Genomic DNA, 24,014 nt, shown 5'->3' with positions numbered 1-24,014 from the left:
CTTACAGAAAACTGACGTTTGAGCAAGCAATCAGGCTTTTTTATGCATGCTGCGCCGCGTCATATGTAGTTGTTGCTGGTGCATGTTTACTAACCTACAATGATTTATCGATGGGGCGGTTATCCAGCGTACGACTATAAAAATAAGTAGGACTAAAAACGTTGTATCACAGGAGATGACAATGAATTTCAAACAGAAGTTGCTCGTGGCAAGTTTGGTTTTGGGTTTCTCTCAAGTCGCTTTTGCAGCCGACCCCATCAAGATCGGCGTGTCCGGCCCCTTCACGGGCGGTTCCGCGCCCATGGGCGTGTCCATGCGCGACGGCGTCAAGCTGGCGGTAGCTGAAATCAATGCCAAGGGCGGCGTCATGGGTCGTTCGCTGTTGCTGATCGAACGCGACGACGAAGCCAAGAACGAGCGCGGCGTGCAGATTGCGCAGGAATTGATCAACAAGGAAAAAGTCGCCGCCACCGTGGGTTACATCAATACCGGCGTGGCCCTGGCCTCGCAGCGTTTTTATCAGGAAGCCAAGATCCCCGTGATCAACAACGTGGCGACCGGCTCGATCATTACCAAACAATTTGCCGACCAGCCGGACAATTACATCTTCCGCAACGCGGCCAGTGACCAGATCCAGTCGCACATGATCGTCGAAGAAGCCGTCACGCGGCGTAACTTCAAGAAAGTGGCGATCCTGGCCGACTCCACCAATTATGGCCAGCTGGGCCGCGCCGACCTGGAAAAAGCCTTGGATGCCAAAGGCATCAAGCCGGTCGCCGTTGAAAAATACAATATCAAGGACGTCGACATGACGGCCCAGCTCTTGAAAGCCAAGCAGGCGGGCGCCGAAGTAGTGCTCACCTATGGCATAGGCCCGGAACTGGCGCAGATCGCCAACGGCATGGAAAAACTGGGCTGGAAAGTGCCGCTGATCGGCAGCTGGACCCTGGCCATGGGTAACTTTATCGACAATGCGGGCAAGAATGGCGACGGCACGCGCATGCCGCAAACCTTCATCCAGGACGCCAGCACGCCCAAGCGCAAGGCCTTCATCGACGCCTACGTGGCGGCGTATAAACCGTCGGGCGGACGCATGCCGTCGGCCGTGTCGGCCGCGCAGGGTTATGACTCGGTCTACCTGCTGGCCGCGGCCATCAAGCAGGCGGGCGGCACGGACGGCCCGAAAGTGCGCGCCGCGCTGGAAAACCTCAGCGAAAAGGTCGATGGCGCCGTCACCACCTACAACAAGCCTTTCAGCAAGGCCAACCATGAAGCCATCACGGCCGACCTGACCGTGTTCGGCGAAGTCAAGGATGGCAAGGTCATCCTCGCCAAGTAAGCCCGGCGAAAGTCTTTAGTTGCGAAATGGCCAGCCTTGCTGGCCATTGTCTTATCTTCGTCTATCGGGGAATATCATGGAAATCTTCCTGCAGCTAGTCTTCAGCGGCATCGCGCTGGGCATGATCTATGCCGTCATCGCCTTCGGTTACCAGCTGACCTTCGCCACTTCGGGCACCCTCAATTTTGGCCAGGGCGAATCCCTGATGCTGGGCGCCCTGGTGGGCCTCTCGCTGGTGGGCACCATCCACGGCGGCCCGTACATGGGTTATCTGCTGATGATCCCCCTGGTGATCGCCTTCGGCGCCTTGCAGGGCATGTTCGTCGAATGGATAGGCGTGCGGCCCGCCATCAAGATCAAGTCCGAATTCGGCTGGATCATGTCGACCATCGCGCTGGCCATCATCTTTAAAAATGTGGCGGAAAACATCTGGGGCAAGGATGACCTGACCTTCCCCTCGCCGCTGTCTGCCGCACCGTTCACCATCTTCGGCGCCAATGTGCAGCCGATGCAGGTGGCGGTGGTCGTCGGCGCGCTGGCCATCATGCTGGCGGTGGAAATCTTCAACCGCAAATCGATCTATGGCAAGGCCGTCGTCGCCACCGCGAATGACCGCGATGCGGCCGGCCTGATGGGAATCAACACGGGCAGGGTGATCACGTTTTCCTACGCCTTGTCGTCGGCCACGGCCGCTTTCGCCGGCGTGCTGGTGGCGCCGCTGACCCTGACGGGCGCCACCATGGGCGCCTCGCTGGGCTTGAAAGCCTTTGCGGTGGCGATTATCGGCGGCCTGACTTCGGGCGTGGGCGCCATCGTCGGCGGTCTGATCCTGGGTATCGCCGAGACCACCACCGGCTATTACATTTCCACTGGCTACAAGGAAGTGCCAGGACTGCTGCTTCTGCTGCTGGTGCTGGCCATCAAGCCGTCCGGCCTGTTCGGCAAAGCCGCGATCAAGAAAGTCTGAGGGATAGATGAACAAGAAAATCACCATGCTGGTCCTGAGCGCGGCGGGACTGGCCGCGCTGCTGCTATACCCCATCGTCATTCCGAATCCGTATTACATTCACCTGGCCGAAACCATTTTGATTTACGCGATTCTGCTGTTCGGTCTCGATATCGTGGTCGGCTACACGGGGCAGGTGTCGCTGGGCCACGCGGGCCTGTTCGGCATTGGTTCCTACGCCACCGGCGTGCTGGTATTCAAACTGGGCTTGCCTTTCTGGCTGGCGATACCGGCCAGTATCGCCGGCGCGGCGCTGTTCGGCGCCATCCTGGCCCTGCCAGCCCTGCGCGTGACGGGCCCGTACCTGGCGATGGTCACCCTGGCTTTTGGCACCATCGTGCAGATACTGATCAACGAGATGAGCTTTTTGACGGAAGGGCCGATGGGTATCAAGATCAATAAACCCCTCATGTTCGGCCATCAATTGAGCGAGGTCGAGTACTACTATATGGTGGCCGCACTGATGGTGATCTCGCTGATCATCGTCCACCGTATCTTGAAATCGAACCTGGGGCGCGCTTTCGAAGCCTTGCGCGACAGCCCGATCGCGTCCGACTGCATGGGTGTGTCCGTGTACCGCTACAAGGTGTACGCCTTCGTCATCAGCGCCGGCTTTGCGGGCCTGGCCGGCAGCCTGTATGCGTATTCGGAAGAGTATATCTCGCCCAATACCTACAACTTCGAGCTGACGATCTTGTTCCTGCTGGCCGTCATCATGGGCGGGCGCAAGACGCGTTCGGGCGCCTTGATCGGCGCACTGATCGTGGTCATGCTGCCCAGCCTGTTGGCCGACATTGAGCTGTTCCGCCAGATCGCGGTCAGCGCCGCCATACTGGGCGTGATCGGTTCGGCCTACATGCTGGCAAAAAAACGCTCTACCGTGCGCGGCGTGATCGTGCCGCTGGCCGCCACCATCGGCCTGGCCGCCTTTTCCTACAAGCTCGATAATATGATCGACTGGCGTTTGACCATCTTTGGCTTGATGACCTTATTTGTCGTCTACTACCTGCAAGATGGCATCGTGGGATTTTTGATGAGTTTTGTCGGCAAGGGGCGCGGCCATGTGGCGGCCGTGGCGGCCAGCGGCGTGGCGCCATTCCAGCATGCGCAAGGTGGTCAGCAGGGCGCGACCCTGCTGAAGGTCGAGCAGGCGCTGATGCAGTTTGGCGGCTTGAAAGCCCTGAACCGGGTGGACTTGAATGTCACGCAAGGTTCCGTGCATGGCTTGATCGGGCCGAATGGCTCGGGCAAGAGCACCATGATGAATGTGCTGACGGGGATCTACAAACCAACGGCGGGCAAGGTGGAGTTTGCCGGTGTGGTGATCTCTGGCCGCACGCCGTCCCAGATCGCGCTGGGCGGCGTGGCGCGCACCTTTCAAAATGTGCAGCTGTTCGGCGAAATGACGGCCACCGAAAACGTGCTGGTCGGCTTGCACAATACCTTCAGGTCGAACGTGCTGGACGTGATGCTGCACACGCCGCGCTACCAGCGCGAAGAAGCGGCAGCGCGCGCGCGGGCGGCCAGCATCCTGGAATTCGTGGGCCTGGCCGAGCTGGCCAATGAAGAGGCGCGCAATCTGCCCTATGGCAAGCAGCGCCTGCTGGAAATCGGCCGCGCGCTGGGCCTGAATCCCCGCTTGCTGCTGCTCGATGAACCGGCGGCCGGCCTGACGGCGCCCGATATCAAGGAGCTGATGGCCATCATCCGCAAGATCCGCGAGCACGGCATCACCATTATCCTGATCGAGCATCATATGGACGTGGTGATGGCGCTGTCCGACGTGGTGACGGTGCTGGACTTCGGCCAGAAGATAGCCGAGGGCGTGCCTGCCGCCGTGCAAAGCGACCCGAAAGTAATCGAAGCCTATCTGGGCGGCAGCGCCGAGTCCCTGGCTACCACGGCGCATTGAGAGGAACATCATGCTGACCATCTCTGATCTGCATGCCGGCTACGGCAAAGTCGAAGTCTTGCACGGCATTTCGCTCGATGTCCCGAAAGGCAAGCTGGTGACCCTGATCGGCTCTAACGGCGCCGGCAAGACCACCACCATGCGCGCCATTTCCGGCATGCTGAAACCCAAATCGGGTAGCGTCACCCTGGGCGGCGAGGATGTTACCGGCTTCGATTCGCACCGCATCGCGCGCGCGGGCCTGGCCCATTCGCCGGAAGGGCGGCGCGTCTTTGCCTCGATGTCGGTGACCGACAACCTGCTGCTGGGCGCATTCCCCCGGTTTACGCGGGCGCGCCCCAAGGGCGATATCCGGGGCGACCTGGACAAGGCCATGGAGCTGTTCCCCAGGTTAAAGGAGCGGCGCGACCAGCTGGCCGGCACCTTGTCGGGCGGCGAACAGCAAATGCTGGCCATGGCCCGCGCCGTGATGCTGAACCCGGAAGTGATTTTGCTGGACGAGCCATCGATGGGCCTGGCGCCCATCCTGGTGGAAGAAGTCTTCCGCATCATCACGCGCCTGAAGGCCGAGGGCGTGACCATGCTGCTGGTGGAACAGTTCGCCGCCGCCGCCCTGAACGTGGCCGATTACGGCTACGTGCTGGAAAACGGCAGCATCTCCGTGCACGGCCCGGCCGAGAGTCTGAAGACCGATCCGAAGGTGATTGCGGCTTACCTGGGAGGCGGGCACTAGGGTTTTATTGAGCGTGTGACGAAACCCCGCTGTGCGGGGCTGATTTGCCGCCAGATGCCGTAATCGCGCTGCTATACTCGGCGCGCATGAAGACACCCGACGCGCCATCTTTTCCCATCTGGCCAGCCATTGCCCCAACGATAGCCTGTCACACCGCCGTCTGGACCGCGATCTGCGCAGTCGGCGCACTCGGCTCCTACCGTGATTATGTGGGCCAGGCCGTGCATGGCTATGGCCATTTCCTGCTGCGCTGGCTGGCCTACCATGTGCCGATGATTATGCTCGGTAGCGGCTTGTCGCTGGCACTGTCCCGCTGGCCGGCCCTGTTCGACAGCGCCCGGCGCAGCGCCCTCATTTATACAGGCTTGCTGTTTTCCTTTTTGCCGCTGGAATGGCTGTATGTGGCGTTTTGCGATGTGTTATTTCGTGGAGCCGGTGTGGCATGGGCGGCTGTCTGTTCAGCCTTCATGGCCATGCCCATGTTTAACCGCTTTACGGAATTTTCCTGGATGAGCGGCACGCTGGTGGCGATGGCGGCGATAGGCAACTGGCGTCTTGCGCGGGTGCGCGAAGCAGGCTGGCGGCGTGCGCAAAACGATAACCTGGCCTTGCAGTTGGCCCTGGAACAGCAGCGCATGCTGGCGCTGCGTGCGCAACTGGAGCCCCATTTTATCTTCAATGCCTTGAACGCCATCAGCGCACTGGTGCGCACGGCCGACGGCCCGCTGGCCTTGTCTGGCATCGCGCGCTTGAGCGACTTGCTGCGTTATGCGCTGGCGGCCGGTGCGCGCGAGACAGTGAGCATTGGCGAGGAACTGCAGTTCGTGCACGATTACCTGTCCCTGCAAAGGCTGCGCTACGGTGCGCGCCTGCATTTTGTCATCGAGGGCGATAGCGTCGCGGTCCGGCATGGCGATTGCCCGCCGCTGCTGTTGCAGCCCTTGATCGAGAACGCGCTGCGCCATGATCTCGATAGCCATGAGGGTGAAGGCGATATCCGCTTGTCGTTCGCGCTGGCTGGCAATGATGTGCTGATACGCGTGTGTAACCCTTTGCAGCCGCACGCTACACCGAATCCCGGGGCGGGACTGGGCTTGCAAAACACGCGCGAGCGTTTGCAGTCCTCCAACAAGCAAGCCAGCCTGCAGACACAGCGTGTCGATGGCCGCTTCCTGGTCGAAATCCGCATGCCGCTGCAGGTGGCGTGATGATGATTAACACGGTCATCGTCGACGACGAAGCGCCAAGCCGTATCAATCTGCGTTACGCACTGGCGGCGCATGGGCAATGGCGTATCGTCGCCGAATGCGCGAGCGCTGCTGCTGCCCGTACCGCGCTGGCCGCGCAGGCAGTCGATGTGATCTTCCTCGATATTCAGATGCCGCAGGAGTCGGGCCTGGCACTGGCGCGCAGCCTGAGTGAGCAGGCCGAGCCGCCGTTGATCATTTTCGTGACGGCGTATAGCGAACATGCGGTGGCCGCCTTCGAAGTCCATGCCCTCGATTATTTGCTCAAGCCGCTCGATGATTCCCGGCTGGCGCAGGCCGTCGAGCGTGCCGCAGCCATGCTGGCGCTGGCACAGCGTGGTGCTTATGCGCGCGCCTTGCGCGGCTATCTGGCGCCTCTAGCCTCGCCATGGCTGACGCATCTCAGCGTGCGTTCCGTCGGACGCATCGAGCGCATCGCTGTTGCTGAAATATTATGGCTGGAATCGGCCGGTAACTATGTACAGCTGCATACGGCAGGGCGTACTATCCTGCATCGCGTGACACTGAGCAAATTGGAAACGCATCTCGATACTGCGCACTTTTCAAGGGTGCACCGGTGTGCCGTCGTGCGCCTGTCCCAGTTGCATAGCCTGGCCGTAACGGGCGACGGCACTTATGCCGCCACCTTGCACTGCGGCGCGCAAGTGCCGGTCAGCGAGCGTTATCTGGACAAAGTGCGCCGGGCCATGGAGTAGCCGTCACGGTGATGCGGTGATTCGTCACGCTTTGGCAGACGGCCAGTACGGGATTGGCAATACTGCAGTTCTCATCACCACTACTTGAATCAGCATCCCATGCCACCGAAAAGCAGCCGCAGTATTTCCCCTTTTATTCTCTTGTGCCTGTCCGCCACTGCCAGCCATGCGCAGGACGCCACCGTCAGCCAGGATGGCGCACCGATGGCGCGCGTGGAAGTGTCCGGCGCCAGCGGCGTGCAGCAGCGGCGCGACGACACGGCCGCAAAAATCATCATCAGCCGCGAAGACATTGCGCAGTATGGCGAGAACAATCTGACGGCCATGCTCAAGCGCCAGCCTGGCGTGTCCGTGGTCGGCAACGAGGTGCGCATGCGTGGCCTGGGTGCGGGCTATACGCAAATCCTGATCAATGGCGATCCGGCGCCGCCCGGTTTTTCCATCGAGGCTATGGCGCCTGAAATGATAGAGCGCATCGAAATCCTGCGCAGCGCGACGGCCGAATACAGCATGCAGGCGGTCGCCGGCAGCATCAACCTGATCTTGCGCAAGGGCGCCAGCCGCAAACAGCGTGTAGCCAAACTGGGCACGGGCAGAGTGGCCGGCCGCTGGAATCCATCGGCGTCCCTGAGCGTGGAAGACAAGCTGCAAGGCTTTTCGTATGCCTTGACGGGGGCGCTGGACCGCAGCACCGACGATGTGATGCATGGCGCGACGCAAGACAGCGCCTATGGTCCTGCCGGCGAGGCGTTGGTACTGCGCCGTACGCGCAACGATAGCCGCTCGTCCATCAACAAGGCCAGCCTGACGCCGCGCCTGAACTGGGTGTTGGACAATGGCGATACTTTGAGCTGGCAAAGCCTGCTGGATTGGTACCGCACGGCCTTCGATGGCACGGCGCGCGAAACCAGCTTGCTGGGCGCCGCTACCAGCTATCCGGATAACGACGCCAGTTCGCAGGCGAGCATATTCTCGGCGCGTAGCGACGTGAGTTGGGTGCATGCGTTTGGCGCGGCAGGCAAGCTGACGGCCAGGCTGGGTCTGAACCATAACCGGCGCGATACCGATTACGGCTTTGACGGTAATGCCATCGATGGCACGTCCTTGCTGCTGCGCCGCGTCGTGTCATGGGCGGTCGATGACAGCTACAACAGCAGCGGCAAATACCTGGCCCGCCTGGGCGGCGGCCATGCCTTGAGCACGGGCTGGGATGGCAGCCTGATACGGCGCAGCGAAGCGCGCAGCCAGCGCGACACTTTTCCCGCCGGCGGCGCACCGTATGCGCTCGATGAAGACTACACGGCCGACGTGCAGCGCCTGGCCCTGTTTGCGCAAGATGAATGGGACATGACGCCACGGCTGCAAATGTATGCGGGCGTGCGCTGGGAAGGGCTGCGTACGGCTACCGAAGGCGCGACCCTGGCCAAGGTGCAGACGCGCTCGAGCGTATGGAGCCCGGTGCTGCACATGCTGTGGAAACTGCCCGAGCAGGAGCGCGACCAGCTGCGCCTGGCGCTGGCGCGCACCTATAAAGCGCCCGGCACGCGCAGCCTGGTGCCGCGCCGCTACACCATCAATAACGGCAACAGCGCCAACAATCCCGATTTCCAGGGCAATCCGGACCTGCGCCCGGAACTGGCCTGGGGGCTGGACCTGGCCTATGAAAGCTACTTCGGCAAGAGCGGCGTGGCCAGCGTGTCGGCGTTTGCACGCCGCATCAGCGATGTGACCGTGCAGCGCCTTTACGAGCAGGATGGCATCTGGATCACCAGCCCGTTCAACAATGGCATCGCCAGCGTGCATGGCATCGAGGCGGACTTGAAATTCCCGCTGCGGACCTGGCTGGCGGGCGCACCCGATATCGACTTGCGCGCCAATGCTGCGCGCAACTGGTCGCGGGTCGACGCCGTACCGGGGCCGGGCAACCGCCTGGCCAGCCAGGTGCCGTCCACGCTCAACCTGGGCCTCGATTACCGGCTGTCGCCTGCCATCAGCATGGGTGGCAACTTCAATTTGCAGACGGGTGGCCTGGCGCGCCTCGATGCCTATTCCAGCAGCTACAGCAGTGTCAAGCGCAGCGTCGACGCTTATGCCCTGTGGCAGCCGGAAGCGAACACGCGGGTGCGCCTGTCGCTGGCCAATTTGCTGCGCCAGCAGCGGGTACAGGGCCAGTCTTACGCCGATGCGGCGGGTTCCAGCAGCAGCGTGACGAGCACCCCGGGACAGGCAACGATACGTTTGATGATGGAGCGCAGTCTTTAATGTTTGGTAGGTTTTTCTTCTTGCACCAGGATAAACGGACTGACAACCACCGCCCATAGCGCCGCATCGGCCGCCTGCCAGTCCAGCGCCTGCTGGTCCGACACTTTGGCGACTTTGCCGTCGCCCAGCCATTGCGCAATACTGGCCTTGTCGTCGTGCGAGATGCGTACGGCGACTTCGACCAAGTCCAGTTCATTGGCGACCCAGACCACATTGCCTTGGGCGAAATGTTTTTCCAGTTCGCGCCACGGCAGGCGGGCCGTTTCGCTGTTGACTTTGAGACGGAGGTCGGTATCTTTTTCAGGGTTGGTTTGCATGCGAGTATTCAGATTCTATGAGTAGGATGCCGGCCGCGTATTTACATCATTTCAACGCGCGGCGCCAGCGTACCCTGCCATGTTAAACGATAGGCCGCGCCTTTGCGAACATTGCCGACCAGCGCAGGGCGGAAGCAGGCCAGGTTGGTGCCGCCCGCGCGCCTGGCGCTGGGGAAGATCACGCCCAGGGAGCCGGCGTCGAGCAGCACGGCCGCCAGGTCTTGCGAAACGATATAGCTGGCCGGATCCAGGCAAGCCTGGTAGCGCTCCTGGCCGCGCAGATCGTGGAAACTGGCGGAAAAATCGGCCAGCAGCGACTGGTAGCTGACGCTATCGTCAAAACGGTCGATTTCCTGGTACTCCACGGTCTTGTGGAAAATGATCTCGGCCAGCGCCGTTTCCATCTCGAATGCGCAATACCAGGCGCCCCGGTCGCCATCGTTGAAGCGTGCGCCTTCCGGCCGGGCATAGGTGTAGGCGGCGTTGATGATGCGGAAGTGGGGCACGCCAAAAACCAGCTCGTCCACGCCAATTCCTGGCGCGCCGCCGTACTCGGCCACCAGCCGCGCATTGGTCGCGTTGTCCAGTTCAAACAGCTCGCGCAGATGGTCGTCGTCTTCCGCTAGCGGCGCCAGTACGGAGTCTTCCATATCGGCAAAGCGCGACGGGATCAAACGGCAGGTATCGATCTGGCGCAAAGCGGCCAAGGGTGGCAAACTTTCCGCCTCTGCTGGTTTAACAGACAAGATTACAGCCCTCCACGCCGCGCATCGAGCAACTTGCGCACGGTTTGCATGGCCAGCAAGCCGCCCGCCAGCATTTGCGACAGGGGCGTGCGCCCGCCAAAGATGGGATTTTTGTTGGGCAAGCTGACCCATTCATCGGCCAACTTGTCGCCGTACAGGATGTGCAGCGCTTTATAAATGCCGAGCAGATAGGAAATGCGCGTGATGCGGTCCACTTCCAGCAAGCGGTCCGGGTTCTTTTTCCACTCGTAATAAGCGCTGCTCGACAAGCCGCCCAGCAATTCGCGCGCATCGTCGTCGCGCAGCTTCCAGGCGGCGGCCAGCTTGAAAAAGCCTTTCAGCGCCGCCAGCGACAAGCGTTCGCGCTCGCCCTTGGCGTTCAGGTCGACCAGGACAGCCGGTTCAAAGCGGCTCTTGGGGTAGGCGTAGGCTAGTTGCATAGTGACTCCTTTTATGGATTAATATTACTCCTTTTATGGAATTGTTGCAGCGGCGGCGCAAGCGTGTGCGCTACACCTTGTCACTCATCAAAGAAAACCATGCCATCGTAGGGCGCCTTGTGGCATGCCACCAGACGCGTTGCCAGGCCGCCCACATGCGCTTCCAGTTGATGGCCGTCCGGATCCAGAAAATACAGGCAATCGCCTTCGCTGCGGTTAAGGTTCCCCAGGGTATTACGGTAAAAGACGAGGCTGCGTTCGAGGTCGCGCACGGCCAGGGTGAGGTGGTTCAAGCCAGTGAGCATGGAGTGAGAGGGTTATTGCCGGGAGAGGGTTTAACTGTAGCAAGTTGGTGTCCACCCCAAACGCAAACCGGGGTCGGACCCTGAGGGTCCGACCCCAGCACTTCGCCCTTGGGATGGTTGTCAAAGCGCGCCGCGCAGCAGGTTTTGTCAGGTGCCTTCAAATAGGCTCTGCGTGCTCCACCATCAATTGTACTTTTGTCGTGCCATTGTATTCATTCGCATCGAGCCGGAACGCCACGCGCGTGCGTTCGCCCAGGGCGTCCGTGTGGCCGAACCAGATGGCGTCGAAGCGCACGCCGTTCTTTTCCAGCAGCAGCTTCAAATGACGCTCTTTCAAGATGCGCTGGCTGACGACGCGGAATTCATCGCAAAACACGGGTGGCGCGAAGCCCTGGCCCCACACTTGTCCATCCATCAGTTCGATAAAGGCCGTCGTGTAATAGGCGTCTTCCAGCGGGCCGTCCGTTTCCACTACCCGTTCAAGCTGTTGCTGGCTGAGCCAGGCCTGGCCGACCGCTTCGAAGGCTTGCGAGAAGGCATCAAAAGCATCAGCGCGGATGGTCAGGCCGGCCGCCATGGCGTGGCCGCCGAACTTGTCGATCAGGCTGGGCGCGCGCTTGGAGACGAGGTCGAGCGCGTCGCGCATGTGAAAACCGGGAATCGAGCGGCCCGAGCCCTTGATCCAGCCGTCGGCGCCCGGCGCAAAGGTGATGGTAGGGCGGTAGAATTTTTCTTTCAGGCGCGAGGCAACGATGCCGATCACGCCCTGGTGCCAGGAGGCGTCGAAGACGCTGATGGTGCTGCTGTTGGCCGGCTCGAAACTATCCAGGTGCAGCAGGGCGGTATCCTGCATTTCCGCTTCGATTTCGCGGCGTTGCAAGTTGATGTCGTTCAACTGCTGGGCCAGCGCCCATGCGCGGCCTTCGTCGTCCGTGATCAGGCATTCGATGCCGAGCGACATGTCTTGCAGGCGTCCTGCCGCATTCAGGCGCGGACCCAGGGCAAAGCCCAGGTCGAAGGGCGTGGCGCTGCGCGCTTCGCGGCCCGCCACGCGGAACAGGGCGGCCACGCCCGCATGCATATTGCCCTTGCGCATGCGTTTCAAGCCTTGGGCGACCAGGATGCGGTTATTCGTATCGAGGCGCACCACGTCTGCCACCGTGCCCAGCGCAACCAGGTCCAGCAAGTTGTCCAGCTTGGGTTGCGTTTGAGCATCAAATATACCGCGCCGGCGCATTTCGGCGCGCAAGGCCAGCAGCACATAGAACACCACGCCCACGCCTGCCAGGTGTTTGCTCGGGAAACCGCAGGCGGGCTGGTTCGGGTTGACGATGACGGCTGCGTCGGGCAGGGTGTCGGCCGGTAAATGGTGGTCGGTAACGACGACCTGGATGCCGCGCCGGTTCGCTTCGGCCACGCCGTCGATGCTGGCGATGCCATTGTCGACGGTGATGATGATGTCGGGCGACTTTTCGCGGGCGGTGAGCTCAACGATTTCCGGCGTCAAGCCATAACCGTATTCAAAACGGTTGGGCACGATGAAATCGACATCGGCGCCCATGGCGCGCAAGCCGCGCAGGGCCACGGCACAGGCGGTGGCGCCGTCGCAATCATAGTCGGCCACGATCACCATGCGTTTCTTTGCCGCAATGGCGTCGGCCAGGAAGACACCGGCCGCGTCGATATGCAGCAAGCCGGACGGCGGCATCAGGGCCGCCAGTTCGCTCGACAGCTCTTTCGCGTCGGACAAACCGCGCGCGGCGTACAAGCGGGCCAGCACGGGGTGGATGCCGCCCTGGCGCAGCATTTCGGATTCGCGGTAAGGACAGGGGCGGGTGGCGATGCGGGTGCGTGTCATGATGCTTTCAACTTGTTCAGGGTGTGCTTGCGCCAGAATTTACGCTGGGCATTCTTGCTGGTCGTACAGTCCAGCCAGCCGTCGCGGTGGCTCATCACCAGGCGCAGCTTGCCCAGACTGCCATTTTGCAGGGCGGCCAGCAGCGGCGCGAACCAGTGCTGTTCCAGCGCCCGCATCTCTTGCAGCCAGCTGCCCCAGTCCTGCGCCAGGCTAGGGCCGATCAGCCCGCCATGCACCAGCAAGGCATCGTCTTTACCTGCCAGTACACTGTGTAGACTGGTATTGCGCTGTGCAGGTTCCGCCAGCGCCGCCAGCCAGCCCGGCGCGTCCATCGTATGCAGCCTGGTAATACCATCGGCTTGCTGGTTTGCTGCCTGGCTGGCGCCCCAGAGCCAGAAGGAATTGATGGTTTTCAAGCCACGGCTCTCGCGCGCTTCGTTGACACTGTTTTCATGCCACAGCATTTGTATTTCGTTTTGCAATCGGCGCAAGGCGCGCGCATGTTCGCCTTCCGGCATCCAGGTAGACAAATCCTGCGTGGCAGCGGCATCGGGCGAGGCTGCTTGCAAATCGCTCCAGCCATCGGCGCGCATGAACCAGGTCTGTGCGTCGCCGTAGTACAGCGGCTGGCCGATTTCCTCGCAATACGGGCGGGCCGCTTCGAACAGGGCGCGGCTGTCGGCCTCGCCGAGAGCGAGCTGGCGCATATCGCCCAGGCTCACGTGGTTGCGGTCAACCTGGATATGCACGGGGTGCACGATAAAGTAACGGGCGCCCGCTTCGGGCTGCAAGCCGTAGCCGCGCATGGCGTGGGCCGCGAAGGCCGGCTCTTGTTCCAGTGCCAGCGCTTGCGCCAGCCAGGCTTCATGCGGCAGCACCCTCGCCGCGTAATCGACTTCATGCAAGGTGCTGATGGCGGTGCGCGAGAGCAGGGCTGCCAGGGCAGGCGCTTGCAGGGCCTTGATCAGGTCGGCGGCCAGCTCGGGGTGGGGCAGGGCGTAGGGTAAAACGAGTGTCAATTGATTCATCCCGAGATTGTAGGCGATTGTGGCGGGCATGGCGTAGCGGCGGCGCATTTTCAGGTGGCTGGCATGTGGAATATTGTGTTTTTAATTATTTTTTGCACGTCCAGCCTTGCAAATCGGCCGCATGACTCGGCCATTGTGTGGCAAACTGCGCGCTCGCATATCATCGTTGTCGCGGGAGCGCATGAGCATCATCAGAAAATTTCCTTACGAGTGGCAGATCGGCGTGCGCTATACGCGCGCCGGGAAACGCAGCGGCCGCAATAGCTTCATTTCCTTCATCTCCCTCATCTCCGTGGCCGGCATCGGCCTGGGCGTGGCCGCCCTGATCGTCGTCTTGTCCGTCATGAACGGCTTCCAGAAGGAAGTCACCGACCGTTTGATGTCGGTGCTGGCCCACGTCGAAGTGTTCGACACCAGCGGCTCCATGCCGAACTGGCAGGCGCAGGAACGCGCCGCCTACGCCAATCCGCAAGTCCAGGCTGCCGCGCCGTTTGTGGAAACGCAGGGTATGCTGCTCAATGATGAAACCATGCGCCCGTCCGTGGTGCGCGGCGTGCTGCCGCAGCAGGAAGCCACCGTATCGAGCGTGGCCAGCCAGATGAAGCAGGGCGATTTCAAGGACTTGACCCCTGGCTCCTACAATGTGGTGCTGGGCATCGACCTGGCCAAGGCGCTCGGCGTGCAGGTAGGGCAGAACGTCACCTTGATGCTGGAACGCGAGCCGAAGGCCGGTGACGCACCGAATAGCTTGGTCATGCCGCGCATGCGCGCGCTGAAAGTGTCCGGTATCTTCGAGGCAGGCCACAATGAACTCGATGGCAGCCTGGCGTTTGTGAACATGCAGGACGCCGAGCAGCTGCTGCAATTGAATGGCCCGTCCGGCCTGCGTCTGCGCCTGCACGACATGAACCAGGCGCCGCGGGTGGCGCGTGAATTGAAGGCATCGATGCCGGGCGAGCTGTGGATGCGCGACTGGTCGCGCGCCGCTGCCAGCTGGTATGCGCTGGTGCAAAGCCAGAAGAACATGATGTTCATTATCCTCAGCATGATCATCGCCGTGGCGGCGTTTAATCTGGTGTCCACCCTGGTGATGTCGGTGACCGACAAGCAGGCCGATATCGCCATTCTGCGCACCCTGGGCGCCTCGCCATTTTCCATCATGAAGATCTTCATGATCCAGGGAGCCTTGGTGGGCTTGCTGGGGAGCGCGCTGGGCGTGTTCGGCGGCGTGCTGCTGGCGCTGAACGTGGGCGTGATCGTGCCCTTTATCGAAGGGCTGTTCGGCCTGCACTTCATCTCGAAAGAGATATACCAGATCAGCACCGTGCCTTCGGACCTGCACTGGATGGATGTGACGCAGATCGGCCTGATCGCTTTCGGCCTGGCGCTGGTGGCGACGATTTACCCGAGCTGGCGTGCGGCCAGGGTGAAACCGGCTGAAGCGCTGCGCTATGAATAATGTGTTTGCCGACTCCATTTAAGAACTAACAAAGTATCAATAACAATCGCCGGAACAATGAGTATTTTAAAGAATCTGCCTTTTGAATGGCTGGTCGGCCTGCGCTACACGCGGGCCGGCAAGCGCAGTGGCCGCAACAGTTTTATTTCCTTCATCTCGCTCATTTCCATGGCCGGCATCGGCTTGGGCGTGGCGGCGCTGATCGTCGTCTTGTCTGTCATGAACGGCTTCCAGAAGGAAGTCACGGACCGCATGCTGTCCGTGCTGGCCCACGTGGAAGTGTTCGATAACAGCGGCAGCATGCCGGACTGGCGCGCCGAAGCGGCGCAGGCGTTCAAGAATCCCGAAGTGAAGGGCGCCGCACCGTTTGTTGAAACCCAGGGCATGCTGCTGCGCGACGATGCGCTGCGCCCTGCCATCGTGCGCGGCATCTTGCCGGAAGAAGAGCCGAATGTATCGGACGTGGCGGGCCAGACGCGTATCGGCAGTTTCAATGCGCTGCAGCCGGGCACCTACAATATCGTGCTGGGCATCGAGCTGGCGCGCGCGCTGCGCGTGAACCTCGGCGAAAAAGTCACGCTGATGCTGGCCCAGGGCCAGGTTACCCCGGCCGGCGTGCTGCCGCGCATGCGCACCTTTACCGTCAGCGGCATCTTCCAGGCTGGCCACAATGAATTCGATGCGGGCCTGGCCTTCATCAATATCAAGGATGGCGAACGGCTGCTGCGCATCGATGCGCCATCGGGCCTGCGTTTGCGCCTGGCTGACATGAACCGCGCGCCGCAAGTAGCGGCCGAGCTGAAAAAGAGCATGCCGGGCGACCTGTGGCTGCGCGACTGGTCCAAGCTGAACGCCAACTGGTTTTCTGCCGTGCAGACGGAAAAGCGCATGATGTTCATCATCCTGACCCTGATCATCGCCGTAGCCGCCTTTAACCTGGTCTCGACCCTGGTGATGACGGTGACGGACAAGCAGGCCGATATCGCGATCTTGCGCACCCTGGGCGCGTCGCCCGGCTCCATCATGAAGATTTTCGTGATCCAGGGCGCGCTGGTAGGCATCCTGGGCACCATCCTCGGCGTGGCCGGCGGCGTGCTGATTGCGCTCAATATCGACGTGATCGTGCCGTTTATCGAACACGTACTGGGCATACAGTTCTTGTCCAAGGATATTTATTTCATCAGCACCGTGCCATCCGACCTGCGCTGGCCCGATGTCAGCAAGATCGGCGTGCTGGCCGTGATCCTCGCCTTTCTGGCGACCCTGTATCCAAGCTGGTGGGCGGCCCGCGTCAAACCTGCGGAAGCCCTGCGCTATGAGTAATCCACTGACCAATACCATGACCGATCTGAATAAATCTGCCGACAACGGCGCCCCCGTCCTGTCCTGCCGTGGCCTGGGCAAGACTTTTACGCAAGGCAGCTACAAGGTGCAAGTGCTGGCCGGTATCGACATCGACGTGCATCGCGGCGAAAGGGTCGCCATCGTCGGCGCCTCCGGCTCCGGTAAATCGACCCTGCTGCATTTGCTGGGCGGTCTCGATACGCCGACCACCGGCAAGGTAAGCTTGCTGGGCAAGGACTTCGCCAGCCTCAGTGAAAAGGCGCGCGGCGACTTGCGCAATGCTTCGCTGGGCTTCGTCTACCAGTTCCACCATCTGCTGCCTGAATTCTCGGCGCTGGACAACGTCGCCATGCCCTTGATGATACGGCGCATGAAGCGCGCGCCTGCCACCGAGCTGGCGCAGCAGATTCTGGCCCGTGTTAACCTGGCCAAGCGCGTGACCCATACGCCGGGCGAATTGTCGGGCGGCGAACGCCAGCGCGTGGCCCTGGCCCGCGCCCTGGTCACGCAGCCTGCCTGCGTGCTGGCCGATGAACCGACCGGCAACCTCGATCACGCCACGGCGGAACAGATTTTCGATCTGATGCTGGAACTGTCGCGCAACCTGGGCACGGCTTTCGTCATCGTCACCCACGATATCGAGCTGGCCAGGCGTTGCGACCGCGTGCTGCGCCTGACTGATGAAGGGCTGCAGCCGTACCAATACTGAGACTGAGGTATGACCATGCTGTGGATCGATACGCATTGCCACCTGGACGCCCACGAATTCGGCCATGCATCGTTGCCGGTGGCGCAGCGCGCGGGCGATCTGGGTGTGGGCATGATCGTGATCCCGGCCGTCGAACGGGCCAATTTCGCCATCGTGCGCGACCTGGCCCATGCTGCGCCCAATGGCTGCTATGCGCTGGGCATTCATCCGATCTACGTGCCGCACGCCACCGACGATGATTTGCTGGTGCTGCGTGCCTTGGTCGAGGCATCGATGATGGATCCGCGCTTTGTCGCCATCGGCGAGATTGGCCTGGATTTTTTCATTCCCATGCTGTGCGAGCCGGCCATGCGCACGAAACAGGAACACTTCCTGCGCGAGCAGCTGAAAATCGCCCGCGATTTCGATCTTCCCGTGCTGACCCATGTGCGCCGCTCGCAAGACATGGTGCTGAAACACGCGCGCCAGATACGCCCGAATGGCGGCATCGCGCATGCCTTCAATGGCAGCTTCCAGCAGGCGCAGGGCTATATCGACCTGGGCTTCAAGCTGGGTTTTGGCGGCGCGATGACGTTTACGCGCGCGCTGCAGATACGCCGCCTGGCCACCGAGCTGCCGCTGGAAGCGATCGTGCTGGAAACCGATGCGCCCGATATCTCGCCCAGCTGGCTGCACCCCGGCCGCAACAGCCCGGAAGAACTGCCCCGCATCGGCGCCGTGCTGGCCGAGTTGCGCGGTTTGGACCTGGCCCAGGTGGCCGCACAAACTACGGCCAACGCGCGTGCGGTCATGCCGCGCCTTCCTTTGATATAGTAGCAATATGCTGAAACCTCTACTCGCCTCCGCACTGATTTTTACCGCGACACCCGCCATGGCCGCTCCGGCGCCATTGTGCGATGGCTTGCCGCGCCTGGACGTGACCACGCAGCCCGGCTTTTGCGTGGCCGTGCTGGCCGATGGCTTGAAGTTTCCGCGTGGCGTGCTGCCGCTGACGAATGGCGACTTGATGGTCACCGACATGGTCGGCTGGTCTGAAGGCCAGGGCAAGCTCTGGCTGCTCAAGCGCAAGCCGGGTGGCCCCGGTTATGAACGCAAGCTGCTGCTCGATAAATTGGACCGGCCCAACGGCATCGTGCAAGGCCCGGACGGCATGATCTATGTGGGCGTGGTCAAGCGTATTTTCCGCTTTGACCCGCGCGACCCGAAAGTGACTGTCACCGACGTGATCGGCGGCAGCGCCAAGGTGCCCGGCTTGCCCGGCCTGGGACTGCATCCCTTGACGACCATGCGTTTCAGCCCGCAGGGCGACCTGTATGTGAACGTGGGCGCCAGCACCGATCATTGCGAAGGCGCGGATGGCAAGGCGCCCGATGCGTCCAGACCTTGCGCGGCGGCCGAAGGGTCGCAAGCGCTGGGCGCCATCCGCGAATACAAGATGGCCTGGCCGGCTGGCACGGTGACCAGCTGGCGCACCTATGCGCATGGCTTGCGCAACTCGATGGCGCTGGCCTTTCATCCCGCCACCGGCCAATTGTGGCAGGCGGAAAACGGCCGCGACGCCATCCAGGCCGCCATGCCGCAGCTGAAAAACGATGAAAACCTGCCGCACGAGGAACTCAATATCGTCAAGGCCGACCAGCATTATGGCTGGCCTTACTGCTACGACGACAACCAGCCTAGCCCCGAATACCCGAAGACCAATTGCGCCGCCAAATACACGGCCCCGCTGCGCCTGTTGCCCGCCCACGCTGCACCGCTGGGCATGCTCTTTTACACGGCCACGCGCTTCCCGGATCAGTATAAAAATAGCCTGATCATCGGCTACCACGGCTACCGTGCCCATGGCCATCGCCTGGTAGCGCTGTTGCCCGACAAGGCCGGTGCGCCGCTGGGAAAATCCGTTGAGCTGATCAGCAACTGGGAGCGCAAGGGCAAGCAGGGGCGTGGCGCGCCGGTGGACGTGCAACTGGGTCAGGATGGCGATATCTATATGGCCGATGACCATAATGGCCTGGTGCTCAAGCTGCATTACGAGGCGGCCAAGCCTTAAAAAACTCCAACGGATTAGCGTTCGTCTGGCGCAAACAGGCTGGCGCAAAAATACTCGCAGATATGCATCAAGGGCTGGCCTCCCGCATCGATGCGGTAGCGCCGGTACAGCAAGGCTTGCTGCATGCCGGCCGGTAGGCGTTGCACGGCAATGCTGGAATCGGCGTACACCAGATTGCGTCCCGATCGCGCCGTCTTGAGCAGCACGGCGCGCTGCAGCAGCAATTCCCCTTCCTCGAAACAGCCATCGAGCCCGGCGCCAGCAGAGCGTACTTGCTGGTGGCGCAGCACGGACGGCTTGATATCTTCGCTCGATAGCGATTGCAGCATCAAGGTAAAACTACCGTCGGTGCTGAGCAGCGCCCGCGAGATGGGGGCCAGCCGTGGCCAGATTTGCTGGTTATCGCGCAGTGGAAGGTGAGGGTTAAGGAAAGACGGGCGGTGCGGTGTTGCTGTACTTGCGGGCATCTGGATTCTCGTGAAATAAACGTCAGCCGCCATACTCGCCGCTGGCGACCGAAATGGGAAGCGGCGCTTATGCAGCATCGATATGCATGGGATGCAGGATGGGCACTCAGGCAGTCTTTTGCTTGACCTCGCGCAGTGCCAGAGTGCCGCAGCTGCCTACAATCGGCCTGATCCCACTCGATGAGCAAGGTTGCCCATGTTTTCCTTATCGCCCCTGATTACACTGTTCGTGGGTGCTAGCTTTGCGCCTGTAGCCATGGCTGCTTACCCTGCCGCGCCGCGCCTGAGTGCCGAGCAGCTGATCGTTTATTACGGCGACGCTTCAGACGATGGCGAGGCGCGTAACCCTGGCGCCTTGTTTCATCAACAGTACGCCAGGGGCTATCTGGCCGGCGTAGCCGATGCCGTGCAAGGCCGGCAGTGGTGCGATACGGGGCGCATGAAAACGGTGGAAATCGACGCCCGTATCATCATGGAACTGAAACAGTTGCCGGCCCGCGCGCGGCAGGGCGATGCTGCGGCGCTGATCGTGGCCATCCTGGCGCGGCGTTTTCCCTGTTCCTCTTCTAGTCCGTCAAAAACGGGAGACTGATATGAAACCTGCATTTATCAAGCTGCGTGAAAATTATGCCAGCGTGGACGCCGTCGATCAGGCAGTCTTGTTTGGCGAGATCGGCTGGGAAGATTTGATCGATAAGGATAATTTCAATAACACTTGCGCCATCCGCATCAGCCTGGCCTTGATCAAGTCCGGCGTCAAACTTCGGGGCCGCATGGCGATACGCAAGGGGCCGTTCAAGGGGAAACTGATCGAACCGGGACAGGCCAGGCTGGCGCATATGCTGGCCAGTCCTGCGCTGTTCGGCAAGCCCGAACGCTACACCCGGGAAGCTGCCGTCGCGGGCGTTGGCAGCCGCAAGGGTGTAGCCGCGTTCTGGCGCATTCCCGGCTACCTGGGCGGCGCGGGTGGCCATATCGACATCGTGCTGCCATCGGTCGGCGTCACCGTATGTGGTTCCGCATGCTACTGGACGTCTGCCGAGGTGTGGTTCTGGGAACTGCGCTAGTGCTTACTTGAATTTCTTCGACGACCGTCCACGCGACGCCGCATTGTGCGCGCGCAGGATGGAGTCCACCCGTTCGGACGCATCGCGCGACAGGTTTTGCGCCACCTCGATATCGGGGAAGAATTCGGGCAGACGATAACTGAGCCACGCATAGGCCGAGTAGTAGCGGCAAGTGTCTTCCACCTGCTGCAGGTTTTGCGTGCCGCCGCCATACGCGTGCTGGCGCAGGGTAGACGTTTTACCGAGCGACAGATTTTTCGCCCAGTGTTCCCACGCCGTTTGCAATGACGGCACCTTGCTCGATATCGGCACCAGCGACAGGGTGAATTTGTCGGCCACGGACAGCGGCAGGGAGTCGAGCCAGATGGCGCGCTCTTTCTGGTCTTCCGTGATGCGGGGGAAGAAGAAGCCGTCCGGCACGTCGATATTGTGGATGAAGCGGCGCAGCAGCTTGACCAGCGACAGTTCGCCCGTCACCGAGGAAATCCGGTGCAAATGCTCGAGCGAAGGCGCCACCGCAAAGCCGCTGGTGTTCAGGGGATGCAGCTTTTCCTTCAGCAGCGCGCGCATCACTTCATGCGTTTCATTGTCGTAGCCGGCCACCAGGCCCTCTTCATGCACGCCATAGCGGCCCGCGCGGCCAGCGATCTGGCGCGCCAGCGCGGCTGAAATCTCTTCTTCTTCGCGGCCATTGTATTTGACGCTGGTGGTCATCACGATGCGCGCGATCGGCATGTTCAAGCCCATTGCCAGCGCATCGGTGCCGACCACGATATCGGCCGTGCCGTCGCGGAAGCGCTGGGCCTGGGCGCGCCGCACTTCCGGCGACAGATTGCCATAGACGGTGGCGACCGACAGCCCCGTTTCCGTGATCATGTCGCGCCACATCAGCACTTCGCGGCGCGAAAAGGCGATCACGGCGTCGCCGCGGCGCAGATTGCGCACCTTGCGCACGGCTGTTTGCTCCATCGACAAAGGCCCCATGCGTTTTAGTACGTGTACTTCCAGCGGGCAGTCCAGGCGCTCGGCCAGCGCTTCGATGGCGCGCCGCGCTTCCGGCGCCCCGACCAGATAGACGGTGTGGGCCGGCGCACCGCAGACGGCGGCCGTCCATGCGGCGCCCCGGTCCGGGTCGGCCAGCATCTGGATTTCATCGATCACGGCCACCTCGACCACGGTTTTTGTGTCCAGCATTTCCACCGTGCTGGCCACGTGGGTGGCGCCGTCTTCCATGCGCCGCTCTTCACCCGTGATCAGGTTGACGGCCAGCGGCTTGCCATGCGGCGCCGCTTCCTGCATGCGCTCATAATTTTCCAGGGCCAGCAGGCGCAAGGGGGCCAGGTAGACGCCGCTCTTGGCTTTGACCAGCGCTTCCATCGCGCGGTGCGTCTTGCCCGAATTTGTCGGGCCCAGCAGGGCGATAAAGCGGCGCGGCAGGCGGCGCGCCATCTCGAACGACGCCGGGTATTCGGCCAGGTTGATGCTCTGGCGCGTGCGCGCCGCATGCTGCTCTTCCTGCTGGCGCTCGATGGCGTGTGTAAAACGCTGGCGGATGCGGTCGAACACCATGCCGGCCGGCTCGGACGTCTGCATGTCGCCCAGGGTATGCAAAAACACCATCGGGTCGGTATCGACATCCTCGCACTGGCCCGCGATATCGGCCACGAAGTCCATCACATGCTGGCGCAGTTCCTCAAACACGGCCGCGCTGGCGCGTTCGCGCACCAGTGCCAGCTTGGCTTCGCGGTCCATCTTGCGCCACTTGGCCGGCCGCGCCAGCACGCCCTGGCTGGGCACCAGCGCATACGGCACGCGCAAGCCACCGGCCTTGACGACGCCCGAAAAGCGCACGAACACGCGTCCCTCCATCTTCACCAGCCGCACATGCTCGGCCAGTTCCCCCAGTTCCGCGACCAGGGTGGCGTCGTGATGGTCTTCAGTGCTGTCGGTGATATCGGCGGGGGTGTTCAGAGGTGCTGCGGAGGAAGTCATGTCGTGCCTGGGTGTTGAAGTAAGCGAGGCCGATTATACCGTGCGGGACAATAATTTTGTCCTCTATGGAATTGTTGAAATATTAATTTCTTGCTGCCTGGCCGGGGCATTCCGTGGCCAGGCAGCAAGGAAGGGAGGCAGAATTATTGAAAAGAGGAAAGTTCAGAAAATCAAGGCTTCTGTGCCGGATTGGCGGGTGGTGTTGGGCGTGGAGGGATGGTTTTCCTCAAGGTATTGAATGCCGCATGCAGTCTGGCGATTAATTCAGGAACAGTATCTTTAAAGTAAATGAAAGTATGGTTTTTGGGATCTGTAATGCCCAACAGGATATTGCCGTCGTCATCCTTAACCTGTTCCAGGTGCTGGTACATGCAATGGATATACTCTTCAAATTTTGCCAACGGCAGGCCGATACCCTCGCTGTAGAAACCAGGGACCAATGTGCTCAGCGTGTCGTCGGTGGTATTGAGTAAATCATAGAATGTGCCGAACGGGATGGGCTCGCGCGCATAGTCGAGTGCATGCCAGGGATCATTCTTGAGAAGAACGTTATTGACGATATCCGGACGTGTTTGACGAGAAGCAATGGCATGGCCGTAAGGTTCAAATGCCAGCAATCCATTTTCAGGGTATCCGGCAAAATGGCCTACGCTGGCCAGTTGCTGGCAATCGCTGTCCTTGCGCAAATGCTCGTAGAGCGCGCGCCGGTGTGGTTTGCCCTGGCTGCCAACTTCTTGCGCGATGCCGGCACGGTCGGACTTGAATTCCACCAGAAAGTAACGTAGTCCCGCTTTTCCTGCGAGATCACCGAATTTGGCATCGAAATCATTTTGGCTATTTCCAAGCAAGACGGTCTCGGGTGTCAAACCAAGGGTACCTTCCCTGGCGCCCCACAGACGGAAAAAGTGATGCGTGTAGTGGCTTTCGTACATGATTTTCCTTTGAATAGTAACGATAGGCCTTCCGCATCGTACGCGGAAGATTCTTATATGCAATGAAATCACGAACGATCAGGCG

At 61.3% G+C, this 24,014-nt stretch carries 23 protein-coding genes; 14 read left to right on the top strand and 9 right to left on the bottom strand.

Annotated elements, in window-relative coordinates:
• Window positions 1-181: 181 nt before the first annotated feature.
• From HDE72_RS19865 to HDE72_RS19835, 7 genes are all read left to right on the top strand, one after another.
• Window positions 182-1,339 carry an ABC transporter substrate-binding protein gene (locus HDE72_RS19865; protein WP_183744300.1) on the top strand — a complete coding sequence of 386 codons (1,158 nt, stop codon included), beginning with the start codon at window positions 182-184 and terminating at the stop codon, window positions 1,337-1,339.
• 76 nt (window positions 1,340-1,415) lie between these two features.
• Window positions 1,416-2,306 carry a branched-chain amino acid ABC transporter permease gene (locus HDE72_RS19860; protein WP_183677458.1) on the top strand — a complete coding sequence of 297 codons (891 nt, stop codon included), beginning with the start codon at window positions 1,416-1,418 and terminating at the stop codon, window positions 2,304-2,306.
• 7 nt (window positions 2,307-2,313) lie between these two features.
• Window positions 2,314-4,257 (top strand): branched-chain amino acid ABC transporter ATP-binding protein/permease, encoded by a 1,944-nt coding sequence (locus HDE72_RS19855; RefSeq protein ID WP_183744297.1) that lies wholly within the window; start codon window positions 2,314-2,316, stop codon window positions 4,255-4,257.
• Window positions 4,258-4,267: 10 nt separating this feature from the next.
• A complete protein-coding gene (locus HDE72_RS19850; RefSeq protein ID WP_183744293.1) occupies window positions 4,268-4,990 on the top strand; it encodes an ABC transporter ATP-binding protein in 723 nt (240 codons plus the stop codon).
• 86 nt (window positions 4,991-5,076) lie between these two features.
• A complete protein-coding gene (locus HDE72_RS19845; protein WP_183744290.1) occupies window positions 5,077-6,198 on the top strand; it encodes a sensor histidine kinase in 1,122 nt (373 codons plus the stop codon).
• Window positions 6,198-6,953, top strand: coding sequence for a LytR/AlgR family response regulator transcription factor (locus tag HDE72_RS19840; RefSeq protein ID WP_183744287.1), 756 nt, complete (start codon window positions 6,198-6,200; stop codon window positions 6,951-6,953). The genes HDE72_RS19845 and HDE72_RS19840 overlap by 1 nt, the downstream gene beginning before the upstream one ends.
• A gap of 99 nt (window positions 6,954-7,052) precedes the next feature.
• Window positions 7,053-9,215, top strand: a complete 2,163-nt coding sequence (locus HDE72_RS19835; RefSeq protein ID WP_260176815.1) for a TonB-dependent receptor plug domain-containing protein — start codon at window positions 7,053-7,055, stop codon at window positions 9,213-9,215.
• Here the strand turns inward: HDE72_RS19835 and HDE72_RS19830 are convergent.
• The 6 genes from HDE72_RS19830 to HDE72_RS19805 all read right to left on the bottom strand — a co-directional run bounded on the left by HDE72_RS19830 (window position 9,212) and on the right by HDE72_RS19805 (window position 13,909).
• Window positions 9,212-9,532 (bottom strand): DUF2288 domain-containing protein, encoded by a 321-nt coding sequence (locus tag HDE72_RS19830; protein ID WP_183744284.1) that lies wholly within the window; start codon window positions 9,530-9,532, stop codon window positions 9,212-9,214. The genes HDE72_RS19835 and HDE72_RS19830 overlap by 4 nt on opposite strands.
• A gap of 41 nt (window positions 9,533-9,573) precedes the next feature.
• Window positions 9,574-10,278 (bottom strand): RES family NAD+ phosphorylase, encoded by a 705-nt coding sequence (locus HDE72_RS19825; RefSeq protein WP_260176814.1) that lies wholly within the window; start codon window positions 10,276-10,278, stop codon window positions 9,574-9,576.
• Between the two features lie 2 nt (window positions 10,279-10,280).
• On the bottom strand, window positions 10,281-10,718 hold the full coding sequence (locus tag HDE72_RS19820) for an MbcA/ParS/Xre antitoxin family protein (protein ID WP_183744281.1): 438 nt from the start codon (window positions 10,716-10,718) through the stop codon (window positions 10,281-10,283).
• An 80-nt stretch (window positions 10,719-10,798) separates the two neighbouring features.
• Entirely contained in the window at window positions 10,799-11,023 is a 225-nt protein-coding gene (locus HDE72_RS19815; protein ID WP_183744278.1) for a VOC family protein, read from the bottom strand.
• Window positions 11,024-11,180: 157 nt separating this feature from the next.
• A complete protein-coding gene (gene recJ, locus HDE72_RS19810; RefSeq protein WP_183744275.1) occupies window positions 11,181-12,881 on the bottom strand; it encodes a single-stranded-DNA-specific exonuclease RecJ in 1,701 nt (566 codons plus the stop codon).
• Complete coding sequence (locus HDE72_RS19805; protein WP_183744272.1) at window positions 12,878-13,909, bottom strand: hypothetical protein; 1,032 nt, start codon at window positions 13,907-13,909, stop codon at window positions 12,878-12,880. Before HDE72_RS19805 ends, recJ begins: the two co-directional genes overlap by 4 nt.
• Before the next feature lie 181 nt (window positions 13,910-14,090).
• On the opposite strand from HDE72_RS19805, the gene HDE72_RS19800 reads away from it, so the two are divergent.
• From HDE72_RS19800 to HDE72_RS19780, 5 genes are read left to right on the top strand one after another with little or no spacing between them, the layout of a single operon-like run.
• On the top strand, window positions 14,091-15,368 hold the full coding sequence (locus tag HDE72_RS19800; protein ID WP_183744269.1) for a lipoprotein-releasing ABC transporter permease subunit: 1,278 nt from the start codon (window positions 14,091-14,093) through the stop codon (window positions 15,366-15,368).
• A gap of 57 nt (window positions 15,369-15,425) precedes the next feature.
• The gene (locus HDE72_RS19795) at window positions 15,426-16,691 is read left to right on the top strand and encodes a lipoprotein-releasing ABC transporter permease subunit (protein WP_183744266.1); all 1,266 of its coding nucleotides are present in this window, start codon (window positions 15,426-15,428) and stop codon (window positions 16,689-16,691) included.
• A gap of 16 nt (window positions 16,692-16,707) precedes the next feature.
• A complete protein-coding gene (lolD, locus tag HDE72_RS19790; protein ID WP_183744563.1) occupies window positions 16,708-17,421 on the top strand; it encodes a lipoprotein-releasing ABC transporter ATP-binding protein LolD in 714 nt (237 codons plus the stop codon).
• An 18-nt stretch (window positions 17,422-17,439) separates the two neighbouring features.
• On the top strand, window positions 17,440-18,234 hold the full coding sequence (locus HDE72_RS19785; protein WP_183744561.1) for a TatD family hydrolase: 795 nt from the start codon (window positions 17,440-17,442) through the stop codon (window positions 18,232-18,234).
• Window positions 18,235-18,241: 7 nt separating this feature from the next.
• The gene (locus HDE72_RS19780) at window positions 18,242-19,471 is read left to right on the top strand and encodes a PQQ-dependent sugar dehydrogenase (protein WP_183744262.1); all 1,230 of its coding nucleotides are present in this window, start codon (window positions 18,242-18,244) and stop codon (window positions 19,469-19,471) included.
• Window positions 19,472-19,485: 14 nt separating this feature from the next.
• Here the strand turns inward: HDE72_RS19780 and HDE72_RS19775 are convergent, their stop codons facing one another.
• Window positions 19,486-19,938, bottom strand: coding sequence for a chorismate pyruvate-lyase family protein (locus HDE72_RS19775; RefSeq protein WP_183744259.1), 453 nt, complete (start codon window positions 19,936-19,938; stop codon window positions 19,486-19,488).
• A gap of 196 nt (window positions 19,939-20,134) precedes the next feature.
• Between HDE72_RS19775 and HDE72_RS19770 the strand changes: the two genes are divergently transcribed.
• On the top strand, window positions 20,135-20,530 hold the full coding sequence (locus tag HDE72_RS19770; RefSeq protein WP_183744245.1) for a Rap1a/Tai family immunity protein: 396 nt from the start codon (window positions 20,135-20,137) through the stop codon (window positions 20,528-20,530).
• Window position 20,531: 1 nt separating this feature from the next.
• Entirely contained in the window at window positions 20,532-21,005 is a 474-nt protein-coding gene (locus HDE72_RS19765) for a T6SS effector amidase Tae4 family protein (RefSeq protein WP_183744242.1), read from the top strand.
• Between the two features lie 3 nt (window positions 21,006-21,008).
• Here HDE72_RS19765 and HDE72_RS19760 read toward each other — a convergent pair whose 3' ends face one another.
• Entirely contained in the window at window positions 21,009-22,997 is a 1,989-nt protein-coding gene (locus HDE72_RS19760; protein ID WP_183744239.1) for a helicase-related protein, read from the bottom strand.
• A 170-nt stretch (window positions 22,998-23,167) separates the two neighbouring features.
• Window positions 23,168-23,929 carry a hypothetical protein gene (locus tag HDE72_RS19755; protein ID WP_183744237.1) on the bottom strand — a complete coding sequence of 254 codons (762 nt, stop codon included), beginning with the start codon at window positions 23,927-23,929 and terminating at the stop codon, window positions 23,168-23,170.
• Between the last annotated feature and the right edge of the window lie 85 nt (window positions 23,930-24,014).

The sequence above is a fragment of the Janthinobacterium saanense genome, assembly GCF_014200675.1.
Lineage (GTDB): Bacteria > Pseudomonadota > Gammaproteobacteria > Burkholderiales > Burkholderiaceae_D > Janthinobacterium.
The sequence above is the reverse complement of the archived record's forward strand: the minus strand, read 5'-3'. Positions and strand labels throughout refer to the sequence as shown.

Excerpts from the sequence above, each read along its gene's own strand:
- HDE72_RS19830 (WP_183744284.1), bottom strand. The coding sequence starts at position 9,532 with ATGCAAACCAACCCTGAAAAAGATACCGACCTCCGTCTCAAAGTCAAC.
- HDE72_RS19855 (WP_183744297.1), top strand. The coding sequence starts at position 2,314 with ATGAACAAGAAAATCACCATGCTGGTCCTGAGCGCGGCGGGACTGGCC.
- HDE72_RS19795 (WP_183744266.1), top strand. The coding sequence starts at position 15,426 with ATGAGTATTTTAAAGAATCTGCCTTTTGAATGGCTGGTCGGCCTGCGC.
- HDE72_RS19775 (WP_183744259.1), bottom strand. The coding sequence starts at position 19,938 with ATGCCCGCAAGTACAGCAACACCGCACCGCCCGTCTTTCCTTAACCCT.
- HDE72_RS19835 (WP_260176815.1), top strand. The coding sequence starts at position 7,053 with ATGCCACCGAAAAGCAGCCGCAGTATTTCCCCTTTTATTCTCTTGTGC.
- HDE72_RS19865 (WP_183744300.1), top strand. The coding sequence starts at position 182 with ATGAATTTCAAACAGAAGTTGCTCGTGGCAAGTTTGGTTTTGGGTTTC.
- HDE72_RS19780 (WP_183744262.1), top strand. The coding sequence starts at position 18,242 with ATGCTGAAACCTCTACTCGCCTCCGCACTGATTTTTACCGCGACACCC.
- HDE72_RS19755 (WP_183744237.1), bottom strand. The coding sequence starts at position 23,929 with ATGTACGAAAGCCACTACACGCATCACTTTTTCCGTCTGTGGGGCGCC.
- HDE72_RS19770 (WP_183744245.1), top strand. The coding sequence starts at position 20,135 with ATGTTTTCCTTATCGCCCCTGATTACACTGTTCGTGGGTGCTAGCTTT.
- HDE72_RS19800 (WP_183744269.1), top strand. The coding sequence starts at position 14,091 with ATGAGCATCATCAGAAAATTTCCTTACGAGTGGCAGATCGGCGTGCGC.
- HDE72_RS19760 (WP_183744239.1), bottom strand. The coding sequence starts at position 22,997 with ATGACTTCCTCCGCAGCACCTCTGAACACCCCCGCCGATATCACCGAC.
- HDE72_RS19840 (WP_183744287.1), top strand. The coding sequence starts at position 6,198 with ATGATGATTAACACGGTCATCGTCGACGACGAAGCGCCAAGCCGTATC.
- recJ (WP_183744275.1), bottom strand. The coding sequence starts at position 12,881 with ATGACACGCACCCGCATCGCCACCCGCCCCTGTCCTTACCGCGAATCC.
- HDE72_RS19815 (WP_183744278.1), bottom strand. The coding sequence starts at position 11,023 with ATGCTCACTGGCTTGAACCACCTCACCCTGGCCGTGCGCGACCTCGAA.
- HDE72_RS19860 (WP_183677458.1), top strand. The coding sequence starts at position 1,416 with ATGGAAATCTTCCTGCAGCTAGTCTTCAGCGGCATCGCGCTGGGCATG.
- HDE72_RS19765 (WP_183744242.1), top strand. The coding sequence starts at position 20,532 with ATGAAACCTGCATTTATCAAGCTGCGTGAAAATTATGCCAGCGTGGAC.
- HDE72_RS19805 (WP_183744272.1), bottom strand. The coding sequence starts at position 13,909 with ATGAATCAATTGACACTCGTTTTACCCTACGCCCTGCCCCACCCCGAG.
- HDE72_RS19845 (WP_183744290.1), top strand. The coding sequence starts at position 5,077 with ATGAAGACACCCGACGCGCCATCTTTTCCCATCTGGCCAGCCATTGCC.
- HDE72_RS19820 (WP_183744281.1), bottom strand. The coding sequence starts at position 10,718 with ATGCAACTAGCCTACGCCTACCCCAAGAGCCGCTTTGAACCGGCTGTC.
- HDE72_RS19850 (WP_183744293.1), top strand. The coding sequence starts at position 4,268 with ATGCTGACCATCTCTGATCTGCATGCCGGCTACGGCAAAGTCGAAGTC.
- lolD (WP_183744563.1), top strand. The coding sequence starts at position 16,708 with ATGACCGATCTGAATAAATCTGCCGACAACGGCGCCCCCGTCCTGTCC.